Genomic DNA, 19206 nt, shown 5'->3' on the forward strand with positions numbered 1-19206 from the left:
CGTAGGCCCGGGATCAGCTCTCCCGGCGGCCGTCTCCGCTGCTGTCCTGGCGGCTCTCGCCGCGGCCGAGAACCTTCTTGACCCGGTCCTCGACGCCCCAGGCGGCGATCCGCCACAGCGCCTCGGCCATGATGTCCCGGCTCATCTTGGAGTCGCCGCGCTCCCGCTCGACGAAGGTGATCGGGACCTCCACCACGTGATATCCGGCGTGCACGGTGCGGCGGGTGAGGTCCACCTGGAAGCAGTAGCCCTGGGAGGCGATGGAGTCCATCCCGATGCCCTCCAGGGTCTCCTTGCGGAAGGCACGGAAGCCCGCCGTCACATCGCGTACGTCGACGTCCAGGAGCAGCCGGGAGTAGGTGCTGGCGCCGCGCGAGAGGAACTCGCGGGACTTGGGCCAGTTGACGATCCGGCCGCCCGGCACCCAGCGCGAGCCGATCACCAGATCTGCGCCGCCCAGCGCGGTCAGCAGCCGGGGCAGCTCCTCCGGCGGGTGGGAGCCGTCGGCGTCCATCTCGATCAGCACGCCGTAGCCGTTGTCGATGCCCCAGCGGAAGCCCGCCAGATACGCGGCGCCGAGGCCTTCCTTGCCCTTGCGGTGCAGGACGTGCACCTGCTCGTCCTCGACGGCGAGCTCGTCGGCGATCTTGCCGGTGCCGTCGGGGCTGTTGTCGTCCGCGACGAGGATGTGCGCCTCGGGCACCGCCTCGCGTACCCGGGAGACGACAGGCTGGATGTTGTCGGCCTCGTTGTAGGTCGGGATGATGACCAGGGCCGTTCCCAGCGGGCCGTACCGCCGCTGTCCGCCGTCCGTCACTGGTGCTGCCCCTCCGGTTGAGCCTGTCGGTCCTGCTCGTCGATGCCGTCCCCGTGGCCGGCGGCCGGCGCCTGCGTACCGGTCGGGGTGCGGGCGCCGCGCCTCCTGCGGCCCAGGAGCCAGGCTCCGGCGCAGGCGAGCACGCCCACGATAGCGATCACCCATTCGGGAGCGGCACCGACGCGGTCGGCGAGGGTGATCTCGTCGCGCAGCGGCAGGTTCCCGGTGAGCACGTCCTGGGTGAACTCGTCCGTACGCTGCTGCACGGTGCCGTCGGGCGCGACGATGGCGCTGATGCCGCTCGTCGCAGCGGTCACCACGGCGCGGCCGTGCTCGACGGCGCGCAGCTTGGACATCGCCAGCTGCTGCTCGGGCTGGCCGGTGCGGCCGTAGGTGGCGTTGTTGGTCTGGACGACGAGCGCGCGGGCTCCGTCCCTGACGGTGTCGCGGGGGATCTCGTCGTAGGCGACCTCGAAGCAGATCACGTCGCCGAGCCGGGCCGGGCCGGTCTGGAGGACGCCGGTGTGGTCGCCCGGGTAGAAGTCACGGGGGACCTGCTGGAGGCGGGTGATCACCTTGCTGAGCTGGTCGCGGAAGGGGACGTACTCGCCGAACGGCACCGGGTGCTGCTTGGTGTAGGAGGCGCCGGGGCCCTTCTTCGGGTCCCAGACGATGCCCTGGTTCTCGACGTAGCCCTCCTTCGTCGGGTGGTCGACGAGGGCACCGACCAGGACGGGGACGCCGACGGCCTTGACGGCCTTGTCGATGCGGTCACCCGCCTCGGGCCACTTGTAGGGGTCGAGGTCGGAGGAGTTCTCCGGCCAGATCACCAGATCCGGCTTGGGCTCCTTGCCCTGCTTGATCCGCTCGGCCAGGTCGAGGGTGGCCTCGACGTGGTTGTTGAGGATCTGCATGGGGCGGCCGAGGAAGTGCATGCCGGGCTGCTGGACGTTGCCCTGGACGACCGCGATGCGCACGGTGTCGGCAGCCTTGGTCGGCACCGGCACCGCGAACCCGGCGGCGGTGACCGCCCCGGCGAGCGCGAGGGCGCCGGCCCCGGTGGCGTACGCGCGGGTGGTGCGCGCCGAGTGCGAGCGCAGTTGCAGGCCGGTCAGCGCGACGGCGGCCAGCAGCGTGCCGGTCAGGGCGACCGTGAAGGACACCAGCGGGGCGCCGCCGAGCGCGGCCAGCGGGGTGTAGGGCGAGTCGGTGTTGGCGAAGGCCAGGCGTCCCCAGGGGAAGCCGCCGAACGGCAGCCGGTCGCGCAGGAATTCCTCGGTCAGCCACAGACAGGCGCCCCACAGCGGCCAGGCGGGCAACCGCGAGGTGAGGGCGAGTCCTGCACCGAGTCCGAGGATGAACAGGCCCTGGATGAAGGCGAGTCCGATGGTCGCGTCCCAGCCGACGACGTGCAGCCACTTGAGCAGGACGACGAAGAACGGCCAGCCGAACGCGAATCCGAGCCACGCGCCCTGGCGGCCGGTGCGGCCACGGGTGAGCAGGCTCAGCGCGGCGACGGCCACGATCGAGAGCGGCCAGATCCCGTACGGCGGGAAGGCGAACGCGAGGGCCACACCGCTGACCGCGGCCAGTCCCGTACGGAGTGCTTCGCGCCGCGCCAGGGCCGCCAGCCGGCGCATTCGGCCGGGGCGCCCGGCATCCCGGCTCGCCGACTGCTCGGCGTCCGCCGAGACGTTACTGCTCGTGTCGGCGCTGCTCGCGCGCGCCGACTCACCTGGAGTGCTGCGCCGCGCGGCGGGTGCCGCCTTCCGCTCCCGGGGGTCGTCCGGGGCGGAGGCGGGGGTGGTCTCGGGGCCCGATGCCAAGGTCGCGGCCTTCCTAGCAGGTCGTGCGATGGTGTGAGCCGACGGTACAACGGTCCCGGGCCCGTGCGGGGCCCGGGACCGTAAAGCGGTGGGAAAGCGCGGGGTGGCGGATCGGAACCGTGTTTGCCGCATCGCGGAGCGTGACGGGTTGCCCCGTCAGTGCAATGCGCCGCAGAGCTCGGGTGGTTCGGACGCCCGGCGACCGGCCCACCATCGTGGTCGCGCGCGCAGTTCCCCGCGCCCCTGAAGGGGTGCCCCTCCAACCCGGCAGCGGGGGGCTCTGGGGGCGAAGCCCCCAGAACAATTACCGCCGCAACGGCGAGCAACCACAGCGGCGAGGGTCCGGCGAAAGGAAAGAACCCCGCAACCACAACGTCCGGCCAATCCCGTCCCGGACAGGGACCCGGCGCCCTTCGGGCCGACCTGGGACCCGCTGGCTGCGGATCGTCCGAAAGCCGTTGTCTACTGAGCGCCCGGCCCCGTCCCGGGTCACACCCGCCGACCGGCGGAAACCATCTGTCCCCGTGCCGCGGGCGCTGGACCTGGCTCGCAGTGGTGGTGCGCCGGTGCGGTACACCACCCCGTGGCCCAGCGGCGTTCGACGACAGCGCGGAAGATCCCCGGTCGGACGTCCTGTGGTGGACGCGGCTGAACCTACCGGGCTTCGGGCAATCATTGTCAACAGCCCGGTTACCTGGGGTGTTTCGGCGAAATACCAGGTCAGTGCGGAGAAGGCGGCGTCACGTCGACCGGCGGAGGGGGTCTCGTTCGGCCGTATCGCCGTCTCGTACATCACTCGTCCGGCCGTGCGTAGACCGTACGTCCGCTCACCACCGTCCGCAGACAGACCGGGACTTGACCGCCCGGTGTCAGATCGGGCAGCCCCGGGGTGCCGGACCGGGGATCGGTGGACCAGTTGGCGACCCGGGTGTCGGGGGCCTGTACGACCAGTGGCCCGGTGCGCCACAGCGCGTAGTCCGCGGGGGCACCGGGGACCAGCACGCCGGCGTCGTCGCGGCCGAGGGCGCGCCAGCCGCCGCGGGTGTGCGCGGTGAACGCGCCGCGGACGGAGATCCGGTGCTCGTGGGTGTGGTGGAAGGCGGCGGCGCGAATGGCCTCCCAGGGCCCGAGCGGGGTGACGGGGCTGTCCGAGCCGAGCGCGAGCGGGACGCCGGCGCGCAGCAGGGCCGCGTACGGGTTGAGTGTGGCAGCGCGTTCGGCACCCAGGCGGCGCGCGTACATACCGTCCGCGCCGCCCCAAGCGGCGTCGAAGCCGGGCTGGACGGAGGCGGTGAGGGCGAGGTCGGCGAACTCGGCGATGGTGTGCTCGGTGAGCATCTCGGCGTGCTCGACCCGGTGCCGGGCGGCCCGGACGCGAGCGAGGCCGACGGTCTCGGCGGCGCGGCGCACCCCCTCGGTGACGGCTCGCAGCGCGGCGTCGCCGATGGCGTGGAACCCGGCCTGGATCCCCGCTTCGGTGCAGGCCGCGACGTGCGCGGCAATCGCCTCGGCGTCCAGCTGTGCGCTGCCGTTGGTGTGTGGCGCGTCCGCGTACGGGGCGCTCAGATGCGCCGTGTGGGAGCCGAGAGAGCCGTCCGCGAAGAGGTCACCGGCGGCACCGATGGCGCCGAGCTCGCCGACGCGGGCGGCTTCCTTCGCGGAGGTGACGAGTTCCGCCCAGTACCCGTGGACGCGGGGGCCCGGCTCCTCGGCGGCCAGCGCGAGCAGCCCGCGCAGATCGTGCTCGCCGGAGATCTCGGGCCCCGCGCACTCGTGCAGCGCCCCGATGCCCAGCGAGGCGGCATGGGCGCGGGCGGCGCGCTGGGCCTCGGTGCGCTGCCGCGGGGTGAGCGTGGCGTACGCGGCCTCCCGTACGGCGTGGTGAGCTTCGCCCGTCAACGGCGCACCGGGCTGGTAGCCCTCACGGGTGGTGATGTCGGGGACGAGGTCGAGCATGGCCGTGCTGACGAGCGCGGAGTGGACGTCGATCCGGGTCAGGTACAGCGGTCGCCCACCGCCTGCCTCGTCCAGCTCGGCGCGGCTGGGGTGCCGTTGCTCGGGCCAGGCGTGCGCGTCCCAGCCGGTGCCCAGCAGCACCGGGTCGCCGGGGCGGTCCTTCGCATACGCACGCACCTTGGCGAGCGCGTCGGCGAGCGTGGGCGCGCCGGACAGGTCGAGGCCGGTCAGTGCGAGGCCGGTCGCGGTTGTGTGCACATGGGCGTCGGTGAAGGCCGGTGTGACGAGCGCGCCGTCGAGGTGGACCACCTCGTCGACGCCGTCGGCGAAGGAGTCGGCAGCCCCCTCCGAGCCGATCCAGGCGATGCTGTCGCCCTCCACGACCATCGCGGTCGCGAACGGATCGGCGGGGCTGTGCACCTCGCCCCCGCGCAGCAGGAGGGTGCGGGCCCGTGAGGGGGTTGTGCTGTCGCTCATGGCACCAGTCTCCCGCTCCCCGGGCTCCCTCCTCGCACGGGGTCGGGGTGACGCCGCGGGGGGGGCAGCGCCGGGAGCGGGGCGGGCGCCTCAGATGCGGGGCGGGCGCGCCTCGTACGGGGTGGACAGCACGACGGTCGTACGGGTGGAGACCCCGGCGAGGCTGCGGATCCGGGCCAGCAGATGCTCCAGCTCGATGGGGGTGGCCACCCGCACCTTGAGGATGTAGTTCTCGTCCCCCGCCACGCTGTGGCAGGCCTCGATCTCCGGTACGTCCGCGAGCCGGTCCGCGATGTCGTCCGGGGCGCTGGGGTCGAACGGTTTGACGGAGATGAACGCCGTCATTGGCAGCCCGACCGCCTCGGCGTCCACCAGCGCGGCATAGCCGCGGATGACACCGCGCTGTTCGAGGCGGCGTACCCGCTGGTGCACGGCCGAGGTGGACAGGCCGGTGGCCTTGCCCAGGTCGGTGTAGCTCATCCGCCCGTCCTTGACGAGCAGTTCCACGATCTGACGGTCGAGTTCCTCCACAGCGGATCACGGTACTGCGCCCGCGCGCCGGGCGCAGCGAGAACGCTCCGGCACGAGCGGGCGGTGCGCCGCCGTGAGCGGGCGTCGGCCGCGAACGCACGGGCCCCGGGCATGTGACGAAGGCCACACATATGCACCCGCGTCCTCCCGCTCCGGGCGATTATGCGCCTGGCACGGCGGGAAGTGCTTGCTGTGGCCGGAGCCCAGTCGCCCGGCCGTTCCATCGAGGGGGATTACATGCGCACGACGAAGTCCGCCCACTCCGCTCGCCGGTACGACGAGACGCCCGAGAACCAAGCGGCCGCTTCCCCGGACGGCCAGGACGTCTCCACCGAGCTGACAGGACCGGTCGTTGAGGACGAGATGTACGAAGGTCTCCGCGTCAAGTGCCCCGAATGCCGCCAGGCGATCGCGGTGTTCACCCACGAGGAGAAACTGCCGCGCCACGGGCTGTGCGCCTCACCCTGGGACCCGTTCGGACTGACGGTGTGCCAGGGCTCGGGCCGGCCGGTGCGGGATGCCACACCCTGGGACAGCGAGACCCGTGAGCGCGCGGTCAGTGAACTGCTCACGCTGCCCGAGGGACTGGACTGGCGCACCCAGCCGTTCTCCCACGCGGGCCGCCCGGACCACCGCCCCGTCAGTGCCTGACACCACGTAACTGATTCACCACCGCAGCCAAGTCGCCGCTGCCCGCCGGTAATTCGGTTGTCCCGTTCGGCGGGCCCGGCCAAGGTGACCGTATGAAACGGTTGCTGGTGGTGGGGCTGCGGCGCGGGCTGGTGCTCGCCCGCTGGTGTGCCCGCGCGGGGTTCGAGGTGGCGGCGTTGTGCGATCCCGACGCCGAACTGCTGGCTGCGGCCTCCGCCGAGTTCCCCGCGGCGCGTACGGCGCGCAGTTGGCAGGAGCTGGTGACCGCCGATGTGGAGGCGGTCGTCCTGGCCCATGACTTCGACGTGCACGCCGAGCCCGCCATCGCCTTCCTCGGGCGGGGAGTGCACGTGCTGAGCGAGTGCGCCGCGTGCGTGACCGAGGCGGAGGGCAGGGCGCTGGTCGAGGCCGCCAAGAAGTCCTCGGCGAGCTACTCGTTCGCGGAGAACTACGTCGAGCACCCGCATGTGCGTACGGTCGCCGGGCTGGTCGCGGACGGCGAGATCGGCTCCGTCGAGCTGATCGAGTGCGACTATGTGCACGGCCTCGCTCCGCAGGACATCGTCGAGATGGTGGGCGACCCCGCCCACTGGCGCGGCCGGATCGCCCCCACCGCGTACTGCACCCACACTCTCTCCCCCGTGCTGGATGTGACCGGCGCCTGGCCCGTGGAAGTCACCGCGCACCCGGTGGCGCCGAGCGAGCGCCCGAGGGCGGTGGTGCTGGTGACCCGGCTGTCGACCGGGGCGCTGGCGCTCACCCGGCAGACGTTCCTCCAGGGCGAGCCGGACAGCCACTGGTCGTGGCTGTCGGTACGCGGCAGCCGGGGGCTCGCGGAGTCGCTGCGTGCGCCGGGCGAGGACGCCTGGTCCATACGGCTGCGCAACGAGCCCTGGGCGAACGGCGGTTCGCTGCGGGACGAGATACGCCGACCGCCGCGGACGACGCTGTACGGCGAAGTCGTGGATCCGATGGAGGCAGGCACCGCGCTGGTCGTCGAGGCGTTCCGGCGGACGGTGACCGAGGGGGCGCCGCCCCGGGTGCCGGTCCGGGCCGCGGTCGCCGCCTCCCTGGTCGGGGTGGCCGGCGCCCGCTCGCTGGCGGAGGGCTCCGTTCCGGTGCCGGTGCCGAAGGTGGCCGAGTGGTGAGACGTCGGTGGTCGGGCGGTGAGCCGCCCCATGGTCCGGCGCGGCCGTCGGGTGCGTTTTCGGCCGGGCGCCGGTGAGGAACAGCTGACCGGGTAACTCCGTACGGGCCCGCGTGGGATCCCGTACGGCTGGTGACCCGGGTGCCGAGGAGGCGTTATGGCTGCGAAAACGAGCACGAAGAGCAGGACGAGCAAAACGACCACCAAGCAGAACCAGCAGCAGGCTCTGGTACGGGAGCTGCTGAAACGGCATGGGACGACTTACGCGGAGGAAGCGGGCATCACGCTACGTGACACTCCGCAGCCGCTCTACCAGCTGCTGGTGCTGTCCCTGCTGCTGAGCGCACGGATTCGCGCGGACATCGCGGTGGCAAGCGCGCGGGCGCTGATCAAGGCGGGGATGAAGGATCCGAAGCGGATGATGGAGGCCACCTGGCAGCAGCGGGTCGACGCCCTCGGCGAGGGCGGCTACCGCCGCTACGACGAGCGCACCGCGACCCAGCTCGGCAAGGGCGCCGAGCTGCTGCTGGACCGGTGGGGCGGCGACCTGCGCAAACTGCGCAAGAGCGGCGATGTCGAGGGCGGTCTGCGCGAGGTGCCCGGCATCGGCCCCATGGGAGTGGCGATCTTCCTGCGGGAGGCCCAGGCGGTGTGGCCCGAGTACCAGCCCTATCTGGACGACAAGGCGCTGCAGGGCGCCGAGCGGCTGGGGCTGCCGAAGTCCTCCGAGAAGCTGGCCTCGATGGTGAAGAAGAACGAGCTGGCGCCGCTGGCGGCCGGGCTGGTGCGGGTGGCACTCAGCGCGGATGTGGCCAGGGACGTGTGGGACGCCGCCCGCAGCTGAGCCGGAGGATGCCTGCCGGGCCCCGGTGCGGGGCCCGGTGGCGGGCTACAGCTCGATCAGGGCCTGCACCGGCAGGTGGTCGCTCGGGTACTGGCCGTCGCGCTCGTAGGTGTTGATCGAGGCATGCCGGACGCGGACGCCGGGTGAGGCGAGGATCCAGTCGATGCGGTCGCCGTCGGGGACCAGCGGCCGGTAGCCGTGGAAGGTCCCGTACAGCTTGCTGCGGCTCTCGGCGGTGTCCCAGGTGTCGGTGAGCTTGCCGTCGGCCAGCAGCGTGTCGTAGACGGGGTTGCCGTGCGCCGGGACGTTGAAGTCACCCGTCACCAGGCGCGGAAGCTCCGGGTCGAGCCCGGCGAGGCGCTCGTTGACGAGGGCCACCGACCGCTCCCGCGAGGGCTGGCTCCGGTGGTCGAGGTGGGTGTTGAGGTGGTACAGCTCGCGCCCGGTTGCCAGATCGCGGAACCGCGCCCAGGTGACCATCCGGACGACGGTGTTGCCCCAGGTGGCGGAGCCGATGAGGGCGGGCTGGTCGGAGAGCCAGAAGTGGTCGTACTCGAGCGGCAGCAGCCGCCGGACGTCGTAGAAGATCGCCATGAACTCGTCCCGGCTGCCACCCGCGCGGCCGATGCCGAGCCAGTCGTACCGTTCCCGGCCAAGATCCGCCGCGATGTCCTTCAGCTGCGGATACAGCCCTTCCTGGGTGCCGATCAGATGCGGCCGCTCGCGGCGGAGCAGCGCCCGGGTGACGGACCGGCGCTCGGGCCAGCTGTGCGGCGGCGTGTCGGAGGCGAAGCGCAGGTTGAAGGTCATCGTGCGGAGCGCTGCCGTGCCCCCGGCTCTTAGCTGCTCGTCCGCAGGCGCGGGTTGGGCCGTGGCGGCGTGCGCGGTCGCGGCACGCGCCGCGAGGGGCAGCGCCAGGGCCGCCGCCGCGGCCGTACGGATGCCGCGGCGGCGGGTGAAGTGCGGTACGGCTGCGGACATATGGCGCCTCCAGCTGTGGGCGGTACGCGATGTCCGGGAGATTCTCAGACCGCCGGGTGAGGGGGAAGTAGCCGGTACGCGTACGAGACGCGAACGCGATCCGCAGCCGCTCAGCACTCCGCGCTCCTGGCTCAGCCCTTGCTCTCCGGGCCCGCCAAGTGCCGGGCGACCACCATGCGCTGGATCTGGTTGGTGCCCTCCACGATCTGCAGGACCTTGGCCTCACGCATGTACCGCTCGACGGGGAAGTCCGTCGTATAGCCGTACCCGCCCAGGAGTTGCACCGCGTCCGTGGTGACGCGCATGGCGGTGTCCGTGCAGAACAGCTTGGCCATCGCCGCCTGCTGGGCGAACGGCTGCCCCGCGTCGCGCCGCCGGGCCGCCGCCAGATAGAGGGCGCGCCCGGCCTCGATCTGGGTGGCCATGTCGGCGAGCATGAAGCGCAGCCCCTGGAAGTCCGCGAGGGGGCGGCCGAACTGCTCGCGTTCCGCCGTATAGGCCAGCGCCTCGTCCAGCGCGGCCTGCGCGACACCGATGGCGCAGGCCGCGATGCCCAGCCGGCCCGAGTCGAGGGAGGAGAGGGCGACGGTGAAGCCCTGGCCCTCGTCTCCGAGTCTGCGGCTGTCGGGCACGCCGACCCCGTCGAAGTGGAGCTGCGCCGTAGGCGATCCGTTCAGCCCCATCTTGTGCTCGGGCGGCGCGGCGCTCAGCCCCTCGGTGTCGGCGGGGACGAGGAACGCGGTGATGCCGCACGGCCCCTCCTCGCCGGTGCGGGCGAGCACGGTGTAGAAGTCGGCGACGCCGCCGTGGGTGGTCCACGCCTTGGTGCCGTTCAGCGTCCACATGTCTCCGTCGCGGACGGCTCGGGTGCGCATCGAGGCGGCGTCGGAGCCGGAGGAGGGTTCGGAGAGGCAGTAGGCGCCGAGCAGGCCGCCGCCGAGCATGTCGGGCAGCCACTCGGTGCGCTGTTCCTTGCTGCCGAAGTGGGCCAGTCCATGGCAGGCGAGGGAGTGCACGCTGGTGCCGAGCCCCACGGTGAGGCGTGCCGCGGCCAGTTCCTCGAGGACCTGGAGATAGACCTGGTAGGGCTGGCCGCCACCGCCGTACTCCTCCGGGTAGGGCAGGCCCAGGAGCCCTGCCTCGGAGAGCAGCCGGAAGGTCTCGCGGGGAAAGACGCCCGCGGCCTCCTGTTCGGCCGCCACCGGCTTGATCTCCCGCTGCACCAGATCGCGGACGAGGCCCAACAGGTCGCGTGCCTCGTCGGTGGGCAGTTCACGTTCCACCGGCTGCGGACCGTCCTTAGGCATGGCGCGCTCTCCTTCGGGTCAGGACTGCGGCGACGGCGCCGGGGTGTGGCGGGTCGCCGAGGGACACCGGCCCGTGGGCGGACCGGGGGTGCCGCTGCCCCTGCCGTGATACTGCACCGTCGGGTCGCGAGGGTGGCTGACCAGCGGCTGCGGCGAGTTGGAGTATGCCCGATCGAGCGTGGCGCGTCACCGGTGAGCGGGGTTGAACCGAAGTGATCGGGGCCGCTTGGCAGAGCGGTGCCCAGCAACAACGAGATTGGTCCGAACCATTGACGTACTGGTCTAGTCCTCCTACATTCCCGGGACGTACGACCGGCACCACACCCCCCGCACCCCACACGCGAGGTGACCATGCTCGGATCGGACAGAAGACACCACTCCCGCCCCTCCAGACGCCCCCGCCCGACCCGCCGCCGCGGCCTCTTCGGCCTCCTGGGCGCACTGTGCGCGGCGGCCCTCGCCGCGACGCTGCTCGCGTCCAACGCGTCGGCCGGGACGGACGTGCGACAGAAACCGGCCGCGAAATCGCGTGCTGCTGCAGGCAAGACGGTCGGATACTTCACCAACTGGGGCGTCTACCAGCGCAATTACCACGTCAAGAACATCGAGACCTCGGGCTCGGCCGACAAACTCACCCACATCAACTACGCCTTCGGCAACGTCCAGGGCGGCAAGTGCACCGTCGGCGACAGCTACGCCGACTACGAGAAGGCGTACACCGCCGACCAGAGCGTGGACGGCAAGGCCGACACCTGGGACCAGCCGCTGCGCGGCAACTTCAACCAGCTGCTGAAGCTCAAGCAGAAGCATCCGAATCTGAAGGTGCTCTGGTCGTTCGGCGGCTGGACCTGGTCCGGCGGCTTCGGTGAGGCGGCCAAGAACCCGGAGGCCTTCGCCGAGTCCTGCTACAACCTGCTCAACGACTCCCGCTGGAAGGGGCTGTTCGACGGCATAGACATCGACTGGGAGTATCCGAACGCCTGCGGCCTCAGCTGTGACACCAGCGGTCGGGACGCCTTCGCGAAGATGATGAAGGCGCTGCGTGGCAAGTTCGGCGACAAGCTGGTCACCGCGGCGATCACCGCCGACGCCTCCAAGGGCGGAAAGATGGAGGCCACCGACTACAAGGCGGCAGCCGAGTACGTCGACTGGTACCTGCCGATGACGTACGACTACTTCGGCGCCTGGGACAGGGAGGGGCCGACCGCGCCGCACTCACCCCTGAACAAGTACGAGGGCATCCCCAAGGAGGGCTTCAACACCCAGGAGTCCATCGCCAAGCTCAAGCTGATGGGCGTCCCCAACGACAAAATGCTGCTCGGCATCGGGTTCTACGGCCGTGGCTGGAGCGGGGTGACGCAGTCGGAGCCCGGCGGCAAGGCGACGGGTCCGGCACCCGGCAAGTACGAGCAGGGCATCGAGGACTACAAGGAGCTCAAGACCCGCTGCCCCGCCACCGGCAAGGTCGGCGGCACCGCCTACGCACACTGCGGCAACCAGTGGTGGAGCTACGACACCCCGGAGACGATCGGCACCAAGAGTGACTGGGCCACCCAACAGGGCCTCGGCGGCACCTTCTTCTGGGAGCTGAGCGGTGACACCCCGAACGGAGAGCTGATCAAGTCCATCCGGTAGGACAGAAGGTGCTCGGCGCATCGCATTGAGGCCCCGCGGTGACGTACCGCGGGGCCTCGGCCGCGTCCGCGTCGTCAGCGGCGACGGACCGTGGGGCCGCGTCCGCGTCGTCAGCGGCGCACCCGTCCGCCCCCGCGTGCCCGCTCCAGCGCGCCGACGCCGACCGCCGCGAGGGCGACCTGGATGAGCAGCTCGATCCAGTCGAACCCCCTGGTGTCCGCGACACCCACGGCATCCGCGATACCGGTGCCGATGAGGGCGGCGACGATGCCGACCACGATCGTCCACAGCAGCCCCACCTGCTGCCTGCCCGGCAGCACCAGCCGACCGAGCGCACCGATGATGACACCGACCACGAGCGCGCTGATGAGACCCGATATGTCCATGGTTTCCCTCTCAGCCCGAAGGACGCTCTGCTGCCGACGAGTGTCCAGAAATGCGGGAGATATGCGCATGCCCGGGGCGTGACGCGGGGACCGGCTCGGCCGGGGGCGTTGTCAGAGGCGGCTGAGACACTCCGAACATGGACGAAACGGGGGTTCGGCAGGCACTGCGGGAGACACCCGCCGGGAGCCGTACGACGCCTGCCGCAGGCCGGTGGGCGCTGGTCCCGGCGGACGGTGACCGGGTGCGGGTGTGCCCGCTCGACGCACAGGGCCGGCCGGCGGGCCCGGTCCGTACGGAGGAGTCGGCGGCAGCTGCCGTACGGGCGCGGCCGGGGACGGTCCGCTGGGTGTGGCGTGCCACGCCGCAGATCCAGCCCGCGCTGCTGGCCTCCGGGGTGCGGGCGGAGCGGTGCTACGACGTGGAGGCGGCGGAGGCCCTGCTGCTGGGCCACGAGGGCAGAGCCGGCGAGCCCCGCTCGCTGCCCGCGGCCTGGGCGCGGCTGCACGGGCGGCCGGTGCCCCCGGACCGGCAGCCGGCCCCGCGGGAGACGGATCCGCAGCCCTCGCTGTTCGAGGCGGGACCGGTGCCGCTGCCGGAGGGGGTGGATCCGCTGGAGGCGCTGCTGGAGGTGTACGCGGAGCAGCTCGAGCGCACCACGCGGACCGAGTATCCGGACCGGATGCGGCTGCTGCTGGCCGGGGAGTCGGCGGGCACCCTGGTGGCCGGGGAGATGACGCACGCGGGCGTGCCCTGGAGCGCGGAGATCCACCGGGAGCTGCTCGACGAGCTGCTGGGCGAACGGTATGCGGGCAGCGGGCTGCCCCGACGCCTGGTGGAGCTGGAGGAGGAGATCTCACAGGCGTTCGGACCCGGCGTACGGGTGCGGCCCGACCTGGCCGCGGACGTACTGCAGGCCTTCGCCCGCGCCGGTGTCCGGCTGGGCTCCACCCGGGCCTGGGAGCTGCGGAAGGTCGACCACCCCGCGGTCGAACCGCTGCTGCGCTACAAGAAGCTGTACCGGCTCTACACCGCGCACGGCTGGAGCTGGCTGCGGTCCTGGGTGCGGGACGGGCGCTTCCGCGCCGAGTACGTGCCCGGCGGTGCGGCCTCCGGCCGGTGGACGACCAACGGGGGCGGCGCCTTGCAGATCCCGAAGGTGGTGCGCCGGGCCGTGGTCGCCGACCCGGGGTGGCGGCTGGTGGTGGCGGACGCCGACCAGATGGAGCCGCGCGTGCTGGCGGCCGTCTCGCGGGATCCGGGCCTGATGGCGGTGGCGAGCGGCGAGCGGGATCTGTACACCGCGCTGTCGGAGCGGGCTTTCTCGGGCGACCGTGACCAGGCCAAGCTGGCGCTGCTCGGCGCGATCTACGGCCAGACCAGCGGTGATGGGCTGAAGAACCTGGCGGCGCTGCGAAGACGGTTCCCCGCTGCCGTCGGCTATGTGGACGAGGCGGCCCGCGCGGGCGAGGAGGGCCGCCTGGTCCGTACCCATCTGGGCCGGACCTGCCCTCCCCTGGGCCACGGTGACGGCAGCGGGGAGGACGGGGGCGGTACGGGGCCTGAGGCCGGTGAGGGTGCGGGCACCGGCGGCGAACCGGAGGGTGCGGCCGGTGGCGGGCCGGGCGCCGCGCGGGCACGGGGCCGCTTCACCAGGAACTTCGTGGTGCAGGGCAGCGCCGCCGACTGGGCGGTGCTGATGCTGGCCGCACTGCGGCAGCGGCTCGCGCACCTCGCCGCTGAGCTGGTGTTCTTCCAGCACGACGAGGTCATCGTGCATTGCCCCGCCGAGGAGGCGGACGAGGTACGGGAGGCGATCACCGCGGCCGGCGAGCAGGCCGCCGTCGCCGCGTTCGGGCCGACGCCCGTGCGGTTCACCTTCACCACGGCCGTAGTGGAGTGCTACGCCGACGCGAAGTGAGGCACCCGGGCCGGGGACGGGCAGCGCCCGCCCCGACGGCGAACGGTCCGGGCATGGCCGCCGTACGTCCGGACGCCGTGCGTCGGACCTCGTGCATCGGGCCTCGTGCATCGGACGCCGTGCGTCGGCCGCCGTACGCCTGGCCGCGCCGTAGCCAGCCCGCCGTACGCCCGGCAGCGAGCGGTCCGGGGCGTGTCAGGAGACGATCGAGGGGGCAGTCGGGCCCGGACCCGCCAGGAAAGCTCCCGCCCGGAAGCTCCGAGAGGCCGAAAGGGATGAACATGACAGCTACGGCGCAGATCGGCGTCACCGGCTTGGCCGTCATGGGACGCAACCTCGCCCGTAACTTCGCCCGCAACGGCTACACCGTCGCACTGCACAACCGCACCGAGGCACGGACCCGGGAGCTGGTGGAACAGTTCGGCGACGAAGGGGACTTCGTGCCGGCCGGCACGGCCCGGGAGTTCGTGGCGGCCCTGAAAAAGCCGCGCTGCCTGGTGGTGATGGTGAAGGCGGGCGGCCCGACGGACGCGGTGATCGAGGAGTTCGCCGAGCTGATCGAGCCCGGCGACGTCATCGTCGACGGGGGCAACGCGCACTTCGAGGACACCCGCCGCCGGGAGGCCGCACTGCGGGAGCGCGGTATCCACTTCGTCGGCACCGGCATCTCCGGCGGCGAGGAGGGCGCCCTGCTGGGCCCGAGCATCATGCCGGGCGGCTCGGCCGAGTCGTACCGGGCGCTGGGCCCACTGCTGGAGCGGATCGCCGCCCGCGCCCCGGACGGCGCGCCGTGCACCGCGCACATGGGTCCGGACGGGGCAGGTCACTTCGTGAAGATGGTGCACAACGGCATCGAGTACGCGGACATGCAGCTCATCGCGGAGGCGTACGACCTGCTGCGGAACGTCACGGGACTGGCGCCCGCCGAGATCGCGGACGTCTTCCGGAGCTGGAACGAGGGCCGGCTGGACTCCTACCTCATCGAGATCACCGCGCAGGTCCTCACCCACACCGACGCGGACACCGGCCGGCCGTTCGTCGACATCGTGGCGGACCGTGCCGAGCAGAAGGGCACCGGCCGGTGGACCGTACAGACGGCACTGGATCTGGGGGTGCCGGTGCCGGGCATCGCGCAGGCGGTCTTCGCCCGCTCGCAGTCCGGCCACACACAGCTGCGCGAGGCGGCGGCATCGCTGCCGGGCCCGTATGCGAGCGAGGGCAGTGGCGCGCGGCAGGCACGGCTGTCGGAGGCGGAGCTCGCCCGCTTCGCCGAGCAGGTCGAGCAGTCGCTGTACGCCTCCAAGGTCATCTCCTATGCGCAGGGCTGGGACATGATCCGCGCGGGCAGCGCGGAGTACGGCTGGGACATCGATCTGTCGTCCGTCGCCGCGATCTGGCGTGCGGGCTGCATCATCCGCGCGGCGTTCCTCGACCGCATCCGGGCGGCCTTCGCCGAACGTCCCGGCCTGCCCACGCTGTTGGCCGATCCGGAGTTCGCGCGGGAGCTCGGCGAGGCGCAGAGCCCCTGGCGGGACACCGTCGCCACTGCGGCCCGGCACGGGGTGCCGGTGCCCGGCATGTCGGGGGCTCTCGCCTACTACGACGGGCTGCGGGCCGACCGCCTCCCCGCCGCGCTCACCCAGTCCCAGCGCGACTACTTCGGCGCCCACACCTATCAACGCACCGACCGTGAGGGCACGTTCCATACCCGCTGGGGCGGCGACCGTACGGAGGTCCGTACGGACTAGTTCCGCGTCTTTGAGGGCTCCCGCGTCTTTGAGGGCTCCCTCTCGTTCCGGCGGCACCCCGCCGTGGGGGGTTTGGCGGTGCCCGTGTGCCGCTGCGTCGTGGCTGGGCGCGCTCGCCTCGAAGCAAGCGATGCGCCCGCGAGAGGCGCAGAGGAAGGGGCCCGCGCCCCTTGCGGGGCACTCCGTAACAGCAGCGTCGCGGGACCGTCCCCGGACGGTCCCCGGAGCACCCTCCCCCGCCGGTCCCCACGTCTTGATCAGCAGCACCGTTGAACAGAACCGAAGGCGAGGGGGACTTATGGCAACCGGATGCCGTGACTGCGCGACCTGCACCAAATCGGGGCTGGGCAAGCTCGTTCAGAAGACCGCGGTCGGAGTGATGTATCTGTGCACCGTGGGCATCGGCTACGTACTCAAGCGGGGACTGCGGCGCCACTGCCCCCAGTGCGGGCATCTGCTGTCCCGCCACGCACGGCGCGCGGACGGTTCGTTCCGCGACTGACCCCACTGGGCGGCCGCGACTGAGGCGACTGGCCGGCTCCGGGCGGTGAACTGCCCGTATAGCGAACGCGTATATACGGTCAACGGACCGTTTCCGGCCAACCCTTGATGCGGGTCCTGACAGCCGTTCCTCAGGGTGGCACTCTGCGACTGGCCGCCGCGCAACCCCACGAAAGTCGAGCGGCCGTTCCACTGGTTCCACCAGTTCAGCCTTGCTCTGCCTTGTTCTGCCGAGATCTGCCCGGACGGTCATCCGCCGCCCGGTCTTCCCGGCCGCACAACCCTGCGGCCTGCAGAAGGAGTCAGCATTGCGAAGATCTACCTCCCACAGAAGCTCCACCACCTCCCACAGACGTCGCCCCAGACGTCTCCCCCATCCGAAGGCGTCCGCCGGCATCGCGCTCGGCGCCGTCGCCGCACTGCTCTCGATAGCCGTCCAGACCGGCCCGGCCACGGCCGACGACCAGGGCCGCGGCACCGCCAAGGCGACCGCCGCCAAGGGAGCGGACTCCGGGGCCCTGCCCGCCGACCTCTCCCCCACCCAGCGCGCGGAACTGCTGCGGAAGGCCGACAGCAAGAAGGCCGCCACCGCCGAGAAGCTAGGCCTCGGCGCCAAGGAGAAGCTGGTCGTCCGCGATGTGCTCAAGGACCGCGACGGCACCGTGCACACCCGCTATGAGCGCACCTACGCCGGAATGCCGGTTCTCGGCGGTGATCTCGTCGTCGAGACCACCGGGAAGGGCCGCACCGAGGAGGTCGTACGGGCCTCGAAGCACGCGCTGAAGAACATCCCCGCCAAAGCGAGCGTGCGACCTGCCACGGCGGAACGGCAGGCGCTCAAGGCCGCCGACGCCGCGGGGTCGAAGAAGACGGACGCCGACCGCGAGCCCCGCAAGGTCGTCTGGCTGGCCCAGGGCAAGCCGACCCTCGCCTACGAGACGGTCGTCGGCGGGCTGCAGAAGGACGGCACGCCCAACGAGCTGCACGTCGTCACCGACGCCCGGTCCGGCAAGAAGCTCTTCCAGTGGCAGGGCGTCCACAACGGCATCGGCAACACCCAGTACAGCGGCCAGGTCACCCTGAGCACCGCCAAGTCGGGCTCGAACTTCACGCTGACCGACAACGACCGCGGCGGTCACAAGACCTACAACCTCAACCGCGGTACGTCCGGCACCGGTTCCCTCTTCACCCAGACCACCGACACCTGGGGCAACGGCAGCCCGTCCAACGCGGCCACCGCCGGTGCCGACGCCCACTACGGCGCTGCGGAGACCTGGGACTACTACAAGGAGGCGTTCGGCCGCTCCGGCATCCGCGGCGACGGCAAAGGGGCGTACTCCCGGGTCCACTACGGCAACAACTACGTCAACGCCTTCTGGAGCGACAGCTGCTTCTGCATGACCTACGGCGACGGCTCGGGCAATGCCAAACCGCTGACCTCGATGGACGTCGCGGCCCATGAGATGACCCACGGTCTCACCTCGGCCACGGCCGGTCTCATCTACAGCGGCGAGTCGGGCGGCCTGAACGAGGCGACGTCGGACATCCTCGCCACGGCGGTCGAGTTCCACTCCGCCAACTCCGCCGATCCGGGCGACTATCTGATCGGCGAGAAGATAGACATCCGCGGCAACGGCACCCCGCTGCGCTACCAGGACAAGCCCAGCCGGGACGGCGCCTCCAAGGACAACTGGTACGCGGGCATCGGCAACATCGACGTGCACTACTCGTCGGGCCCGGCCAACCACTGGTTCTATCTGCTGAGCGAGGGCAGTGGCGCCAAGGTCATCAACGGCGTCAGCTACGACTCGCCCACCGCTGACGGCCTCCCGGTCACCGGCATCGGCCGCGAGAAGGCAGCGCTGATCTGGTACAAGGCGCTGACCACCAAGTTCACCTCCACCACCAACTACGCCTCGGCTCGCACCGGGACCCTCGCGGTGGCCGGTGAGCTGTACGGCACCAGCAGCGCCGAGTACAAGGCGGTGGCGGACGCCTGGGCAGGCGTGGCTGTCGGCGCCCGTCCCGGCGGCGGCGACCCGGGCAACGGCAAGACCTTCGCCAACGACACCGACGTCGCCATCCCGGACTACCCCGGCGCGGCGGTCACCTCCAAGATCACCACCAGCGGGCTGACCGGGCGGGCCCCCACCAGCCTCCAGGTGGGCGTGAACATCGTGCACACCTACAGCGGTGATCTCCAGGTCGATCTGATCGGCCCGAGCGGCAAGTCCTACCGGCTGCACAGCGTGGCAGCCGACCCGACGCCGAACATCGACACCACCTACTCGGTCGATGCCTCGGCGGAGGACGCCAACGGTGTCTGGCAGCTGCGGGTCCAGGACAAGGGCCCGGCCGATACCGGCCACATCAACAGCTTCAAACTCACCTTCCCGTAGGCCCCGGCAGCACCCGCCCGGCGCACCCGGCGCCGGGCATCGAACCACCGACGGCGCGCCGTGCCGGAGCCACGACTCCGG

The 19206-nt window shown here is 71.7% G+C and carries 15 protein-coding genes; 8 read left to right on the forward strand and 7 right to left on the reverse strand.

Annotation, left to right across the window (positions count from 1 at the left end; translation table 11 throughout):
• Nucleotides 1-13: 13 nt before the first annotated feature.
• The 4 genes from ACQEU8_RS23165 to ACQEU8_RS23180 all read right to left on the reverse strand — a co-directional run bounded on the left by ACQEU8_RS23165 (nucleotide 14) and on the right by ACQEU8_RS23180 (nucleotide 5607).
• Complete coding sequence (locus tag ACQEU8_RS23165) at nucleotides 14-817, reverse strand: polyprenol monophosphomannose synthase (protein WP_433104115.1); 804 nt, start codon at nucleotides 815-817, stop codon at nucleotides 14-16.
• Complete coding sequence (gene lnt / locus ACQEU8_RS23170) at nucleotides 814-2643, reverse strand: apolipoprotein N-acyltransferase (protein ID WP_433104117.1); 1830 nt, start codon at nucleotides 2641-2643, stop codon at nucleotides 814-816. The genes ACQEU8_RS23165 and lnt overlap by 4 nt, the downstream gene beginning before the upstream one ends.
• 792 nt (nucleotides 2644-3435) lie before the next feature.
• Nucleotides 3436-5076 (reverse strand): amidohydrolase, encoded by a 1641-nt coding sequence (locus tag ACQEU8_RS23175; protein ID WP_433104119.1) that lies wholly within the window; start codon nucleotides 5074-5076, stop codon nucleotides 3436-3438.
• 90 nt (nucleotides 5077-5166) lie between these two features.
• Nucleotides 5167-5607: an Lrp/AsnC family transcriptional regulator gene (locus tag ACQEU8_RS23180; RefSeq protein WP_433104121.1), complete on the reverse strand. Its 441-nt coding sequence runs from the start codon at nucleotides 5605-5607 to the stop codon at nucleotides 5167-5169.
• 237 nt (nucleotides 5608-5844) lie between these two features.
• Here ACQEU8_RS23180 and ACQEU8_RS23185 point away from each other — a divergent pair, with 237 nt between their 5' ends.
• From ACQEU8_RS23185 to ACQEU8_RS23195, 3 genes are all read left to right on the forward strand, one after another.
• Nucleotides 5845-6258, forward strand: a complete 414-nt coding sequence (locus ACQEU8_RS23185) for a hypothetical protein (RefSeq protein ID WP_433104123.1) — start codon at nucleotides 5845-5847, stop codon at nucleotides 6256-6258.
• A 92-nt stretch (nucleotides 6259-6350) separates the two neighbouring features.
• Nucleotides 6351-7406, forward strand: coding sequence for a Gfo/Idh/MocA family protein (locus ACQEU8_RS23190; protein ID WP_433104125.1), 1056 nt, complete (start codon nucleotides 6351-6353; stop codon nucleotides 7404-7406).
• Nucleotides 7407-7562: 156 nt separating this feature from the next.
• Nucleotides 7563-8249, forward strand: a complete 687-nt coding sequence (locus ACQEU8_RS23195) for a hypothetical protein (RefSeq protein WP_433104127.1) — start codon at nucleotides 7563-7565, stop codon at nucleotides 8247-8249.
• Between the two features lie 45 nt (nucleotides 8250-8294).
• On the opposite strand, the gene ACQEU8_RS23200 is transcribed toward ACQEU8_RS23195, so the two are convergent.
• Both ACQEU8_RS23200 and ACQEU8_RS23205 read right to left on the reverse strand, forming a co-directional pair.
• The gene (locus ACQEU8_RS23200) at nucleotides 8295-9230 is read right to left on the reverse strand and encodes an endonuclease/exonuclease/phosphatase family protein (RefSeq protein WP_433104129.1); all 936 of its coding nucleotides are present in this window, start codon (nucleotides 9228-9230) and stop codon (nucleotides 8295-8297) included.
• A gap of 131 nt (nucleotides 9231-9361) precedes the next feature.
• Complete coding sequence (locus ACQEU8_RS23205) at nucleotides 9362-10537, reverse strand: acyl-CoA dehydrogenase (RefSeq protein ID WP_433104131.1); 1176 nt, start codon at nucleotides 10535-10537, stop codon at nucleotides 9362-9364.
• Nucleotides 10538-10888: 351 nt separating this feature from the next.
• Between ACQEU8_RS23205 and ACQEU8_RS23210 the strand changes: the two genes are divergently transcribed.
• The gene (locus ACQEU8_RS23210) at nucleotides 10889-12172 is read left to right on the forward strand and encodes a glycoside hydrolase family 18 protein (protein WP_433104133.1); all 1284 of its coding nucleotides are present in this window, start codon (nucleotides 10889-10891) and stop codon (nucleotides 12170-12172) included.
• A gap of 110 nt (nucleotides 12173-12282) precedes the next feature.
• On the opposite strand, the gene ACQEU8_RS23215 is transcribed toward ACQEU8_RS23210, so the two are convergent.
• Entirely contained in the window at nucleotides 12283-12558 is a 276-nt protein-coding gene (locus ACQEU8_RS23215) for a GlsB/YeaQ/YmgE family stress response membrane protein (protein ID WP_433104135.1), read from the reverse strand.
• Nucleotides 12559-12695: 137 nt separating this feature from the next.
• Between ACQEU8_RS23215 and ACQEU8_RS23220 the strand changes: the two genes are divergently transcribed.
• The 4 genes from ACQEU8_RS23220 to ACQEU8_RS23235 all read left to right on the forward strand — a co-directional run bounded on the left by ACQEU8_RS23220 (nucleotide 12696) and on the right by ACQEU8_RS23235 (nucleotide 19125).
• Nucleotides 12696-14477: a bifunctional 3'-5' exonuclease/DNA polymerase gene (locus ACQEU8_RS23220; protein WP_433104137.1), complete on the forward strand. Its 1782-nt coding sequence runs from the start codon at nucleotides 12696-12698 to the stop codon at nucleotides 14475-14477.
• 281 nt (nucleotides 14478-14758) lie between these two features.
• Nucleotides 14759-16225 carry an NADP-dependent phosphogluconate dehydrogenase gene (gene gndA, locus ACQEU8_RS23225; protein ID WP_433104139.1) on the forward strand — a complete coding sequence of 489 codons (1467 nt, stop codon included), beginning with the start codon at nucleotides 14759-14761 and terminating at the stop codon, nucleotides 16223-16225.
• A gap of 298 nt (nucleotides 16226-16523) precedes the next feature.
• Nucleotides 16524-16727 (forward strand): hypothetical protein, encoded by a 204-nt coding sequence (locus ACQEU8_RS23230; RefSeq protein WP_433104141.1) that lies wholly within the window; start codon nucleotides 16524-16526, stop codon nucleotides 16725-16727.
• Nucleotides 16728-17034: 307 nt separating this feature from the next.
• A complete protein-coding gene (locus tag ACQEU8_RS23235; protein ID WP_433104143.1) occupies nucleotides 17035-19125 on the forward strand; it encodes a M4 family metallopeptidase in 2091 nt (696 codons plus the stop codon).
• Nucleotides 19126-19206: the final 81 nt, after the last annotated feature.

This window comes from Streptomyces sp. CA-250714, from assembly GCF_050936705.1.
Classification (GTDB): Bacteria; Actinomycetota; Actinomycetes; order Streptomycetales; family Streptomycetaceae; genus Streptomyces.

Excerpts from the sequence above, each read along its gene's own strand:
- ACQEU8_RS23200 (WP_433104129.1), bottom strand. The coding sequence starts at position 9,230 with ATGTCCGCAGCCGTACCGCACTTCACCCGCCGCCGCGGCATCCGTACG.
- ACQEU8_RS23175 (WP_433104119.1), bottom strand. The coding sequence starts at position 5,076 with ATGAGCGACAGCACAACCCCCTCACGGGCCCGCACCCTCCTGCTGCGC.
- gndA (WP_433104139.1), top strand. The coding sequence starts at position 14,759 with ATGACAGCTACGGCGCAGATCGGCGTCACCGGCTTGGCCGTCATGGGA.
- ACQEU8_RS23230 (WP_433104141.1), top strand. The coding sequence starts at position 16,524 with ATGGCAACCGGATGCCGTGACTGCGCGACCTGCACCAAATCGGGGCTG.
- ACQEU8_RS23220 (WP_433104137.1), top strand. The coding sequence starts at position 12,696 with ATGGACGAAACGGGGGTTCGGCAGGCACTGCGGGAGACACCCGCCGGG.
- ACQEU8_RS23190 (WP_433104125.1), top strand. The coding sequence starts at position 6,351 with ATGAAACGGTTGCTGGTGGTGGGGCTGCGGCGCGGGCTGGTGCTCGCC.
- ACQEU8_RS23185 (WP_433104123.1), top strand. The coding sequence starts at position 5,845 with ATGCGCACGACGAAGTCCGCCCACTCCGCTCGCCGGTACGACGAGACG.
- ACQEU8_RS23195 (WP_433104127.1), top strand. The coding sequence starts at position 7,563 with ATGGCTGCGAAAACGAGCACGAAGAGCAGGACGAGCAAAACGACCACC.
- ACQEU8_RS23205 (WP_433104131.1), bottom strand. The coding sequence starts at position 10,537 with ATGCCTAAGGACGGTCCGCAGCCGGTGGAACGTGAACTGCCCACCGAC.
- ACQEU8_RS23215 (WP_433104135.1), bottom strand. The coding sequence starts at position 12,558 with ATGGACATATCGGGTCTCATCAGCGCGCTCGTGGTCGGTGTCATCATC.
- ACQEU8_RS23210 (WP_433104133.1), top strand. The coding sequence starts at position 10,889 with ATGCTCGGATCGGACAGAAGACACCACTCCCGCCCCTCCAGACGCCCC.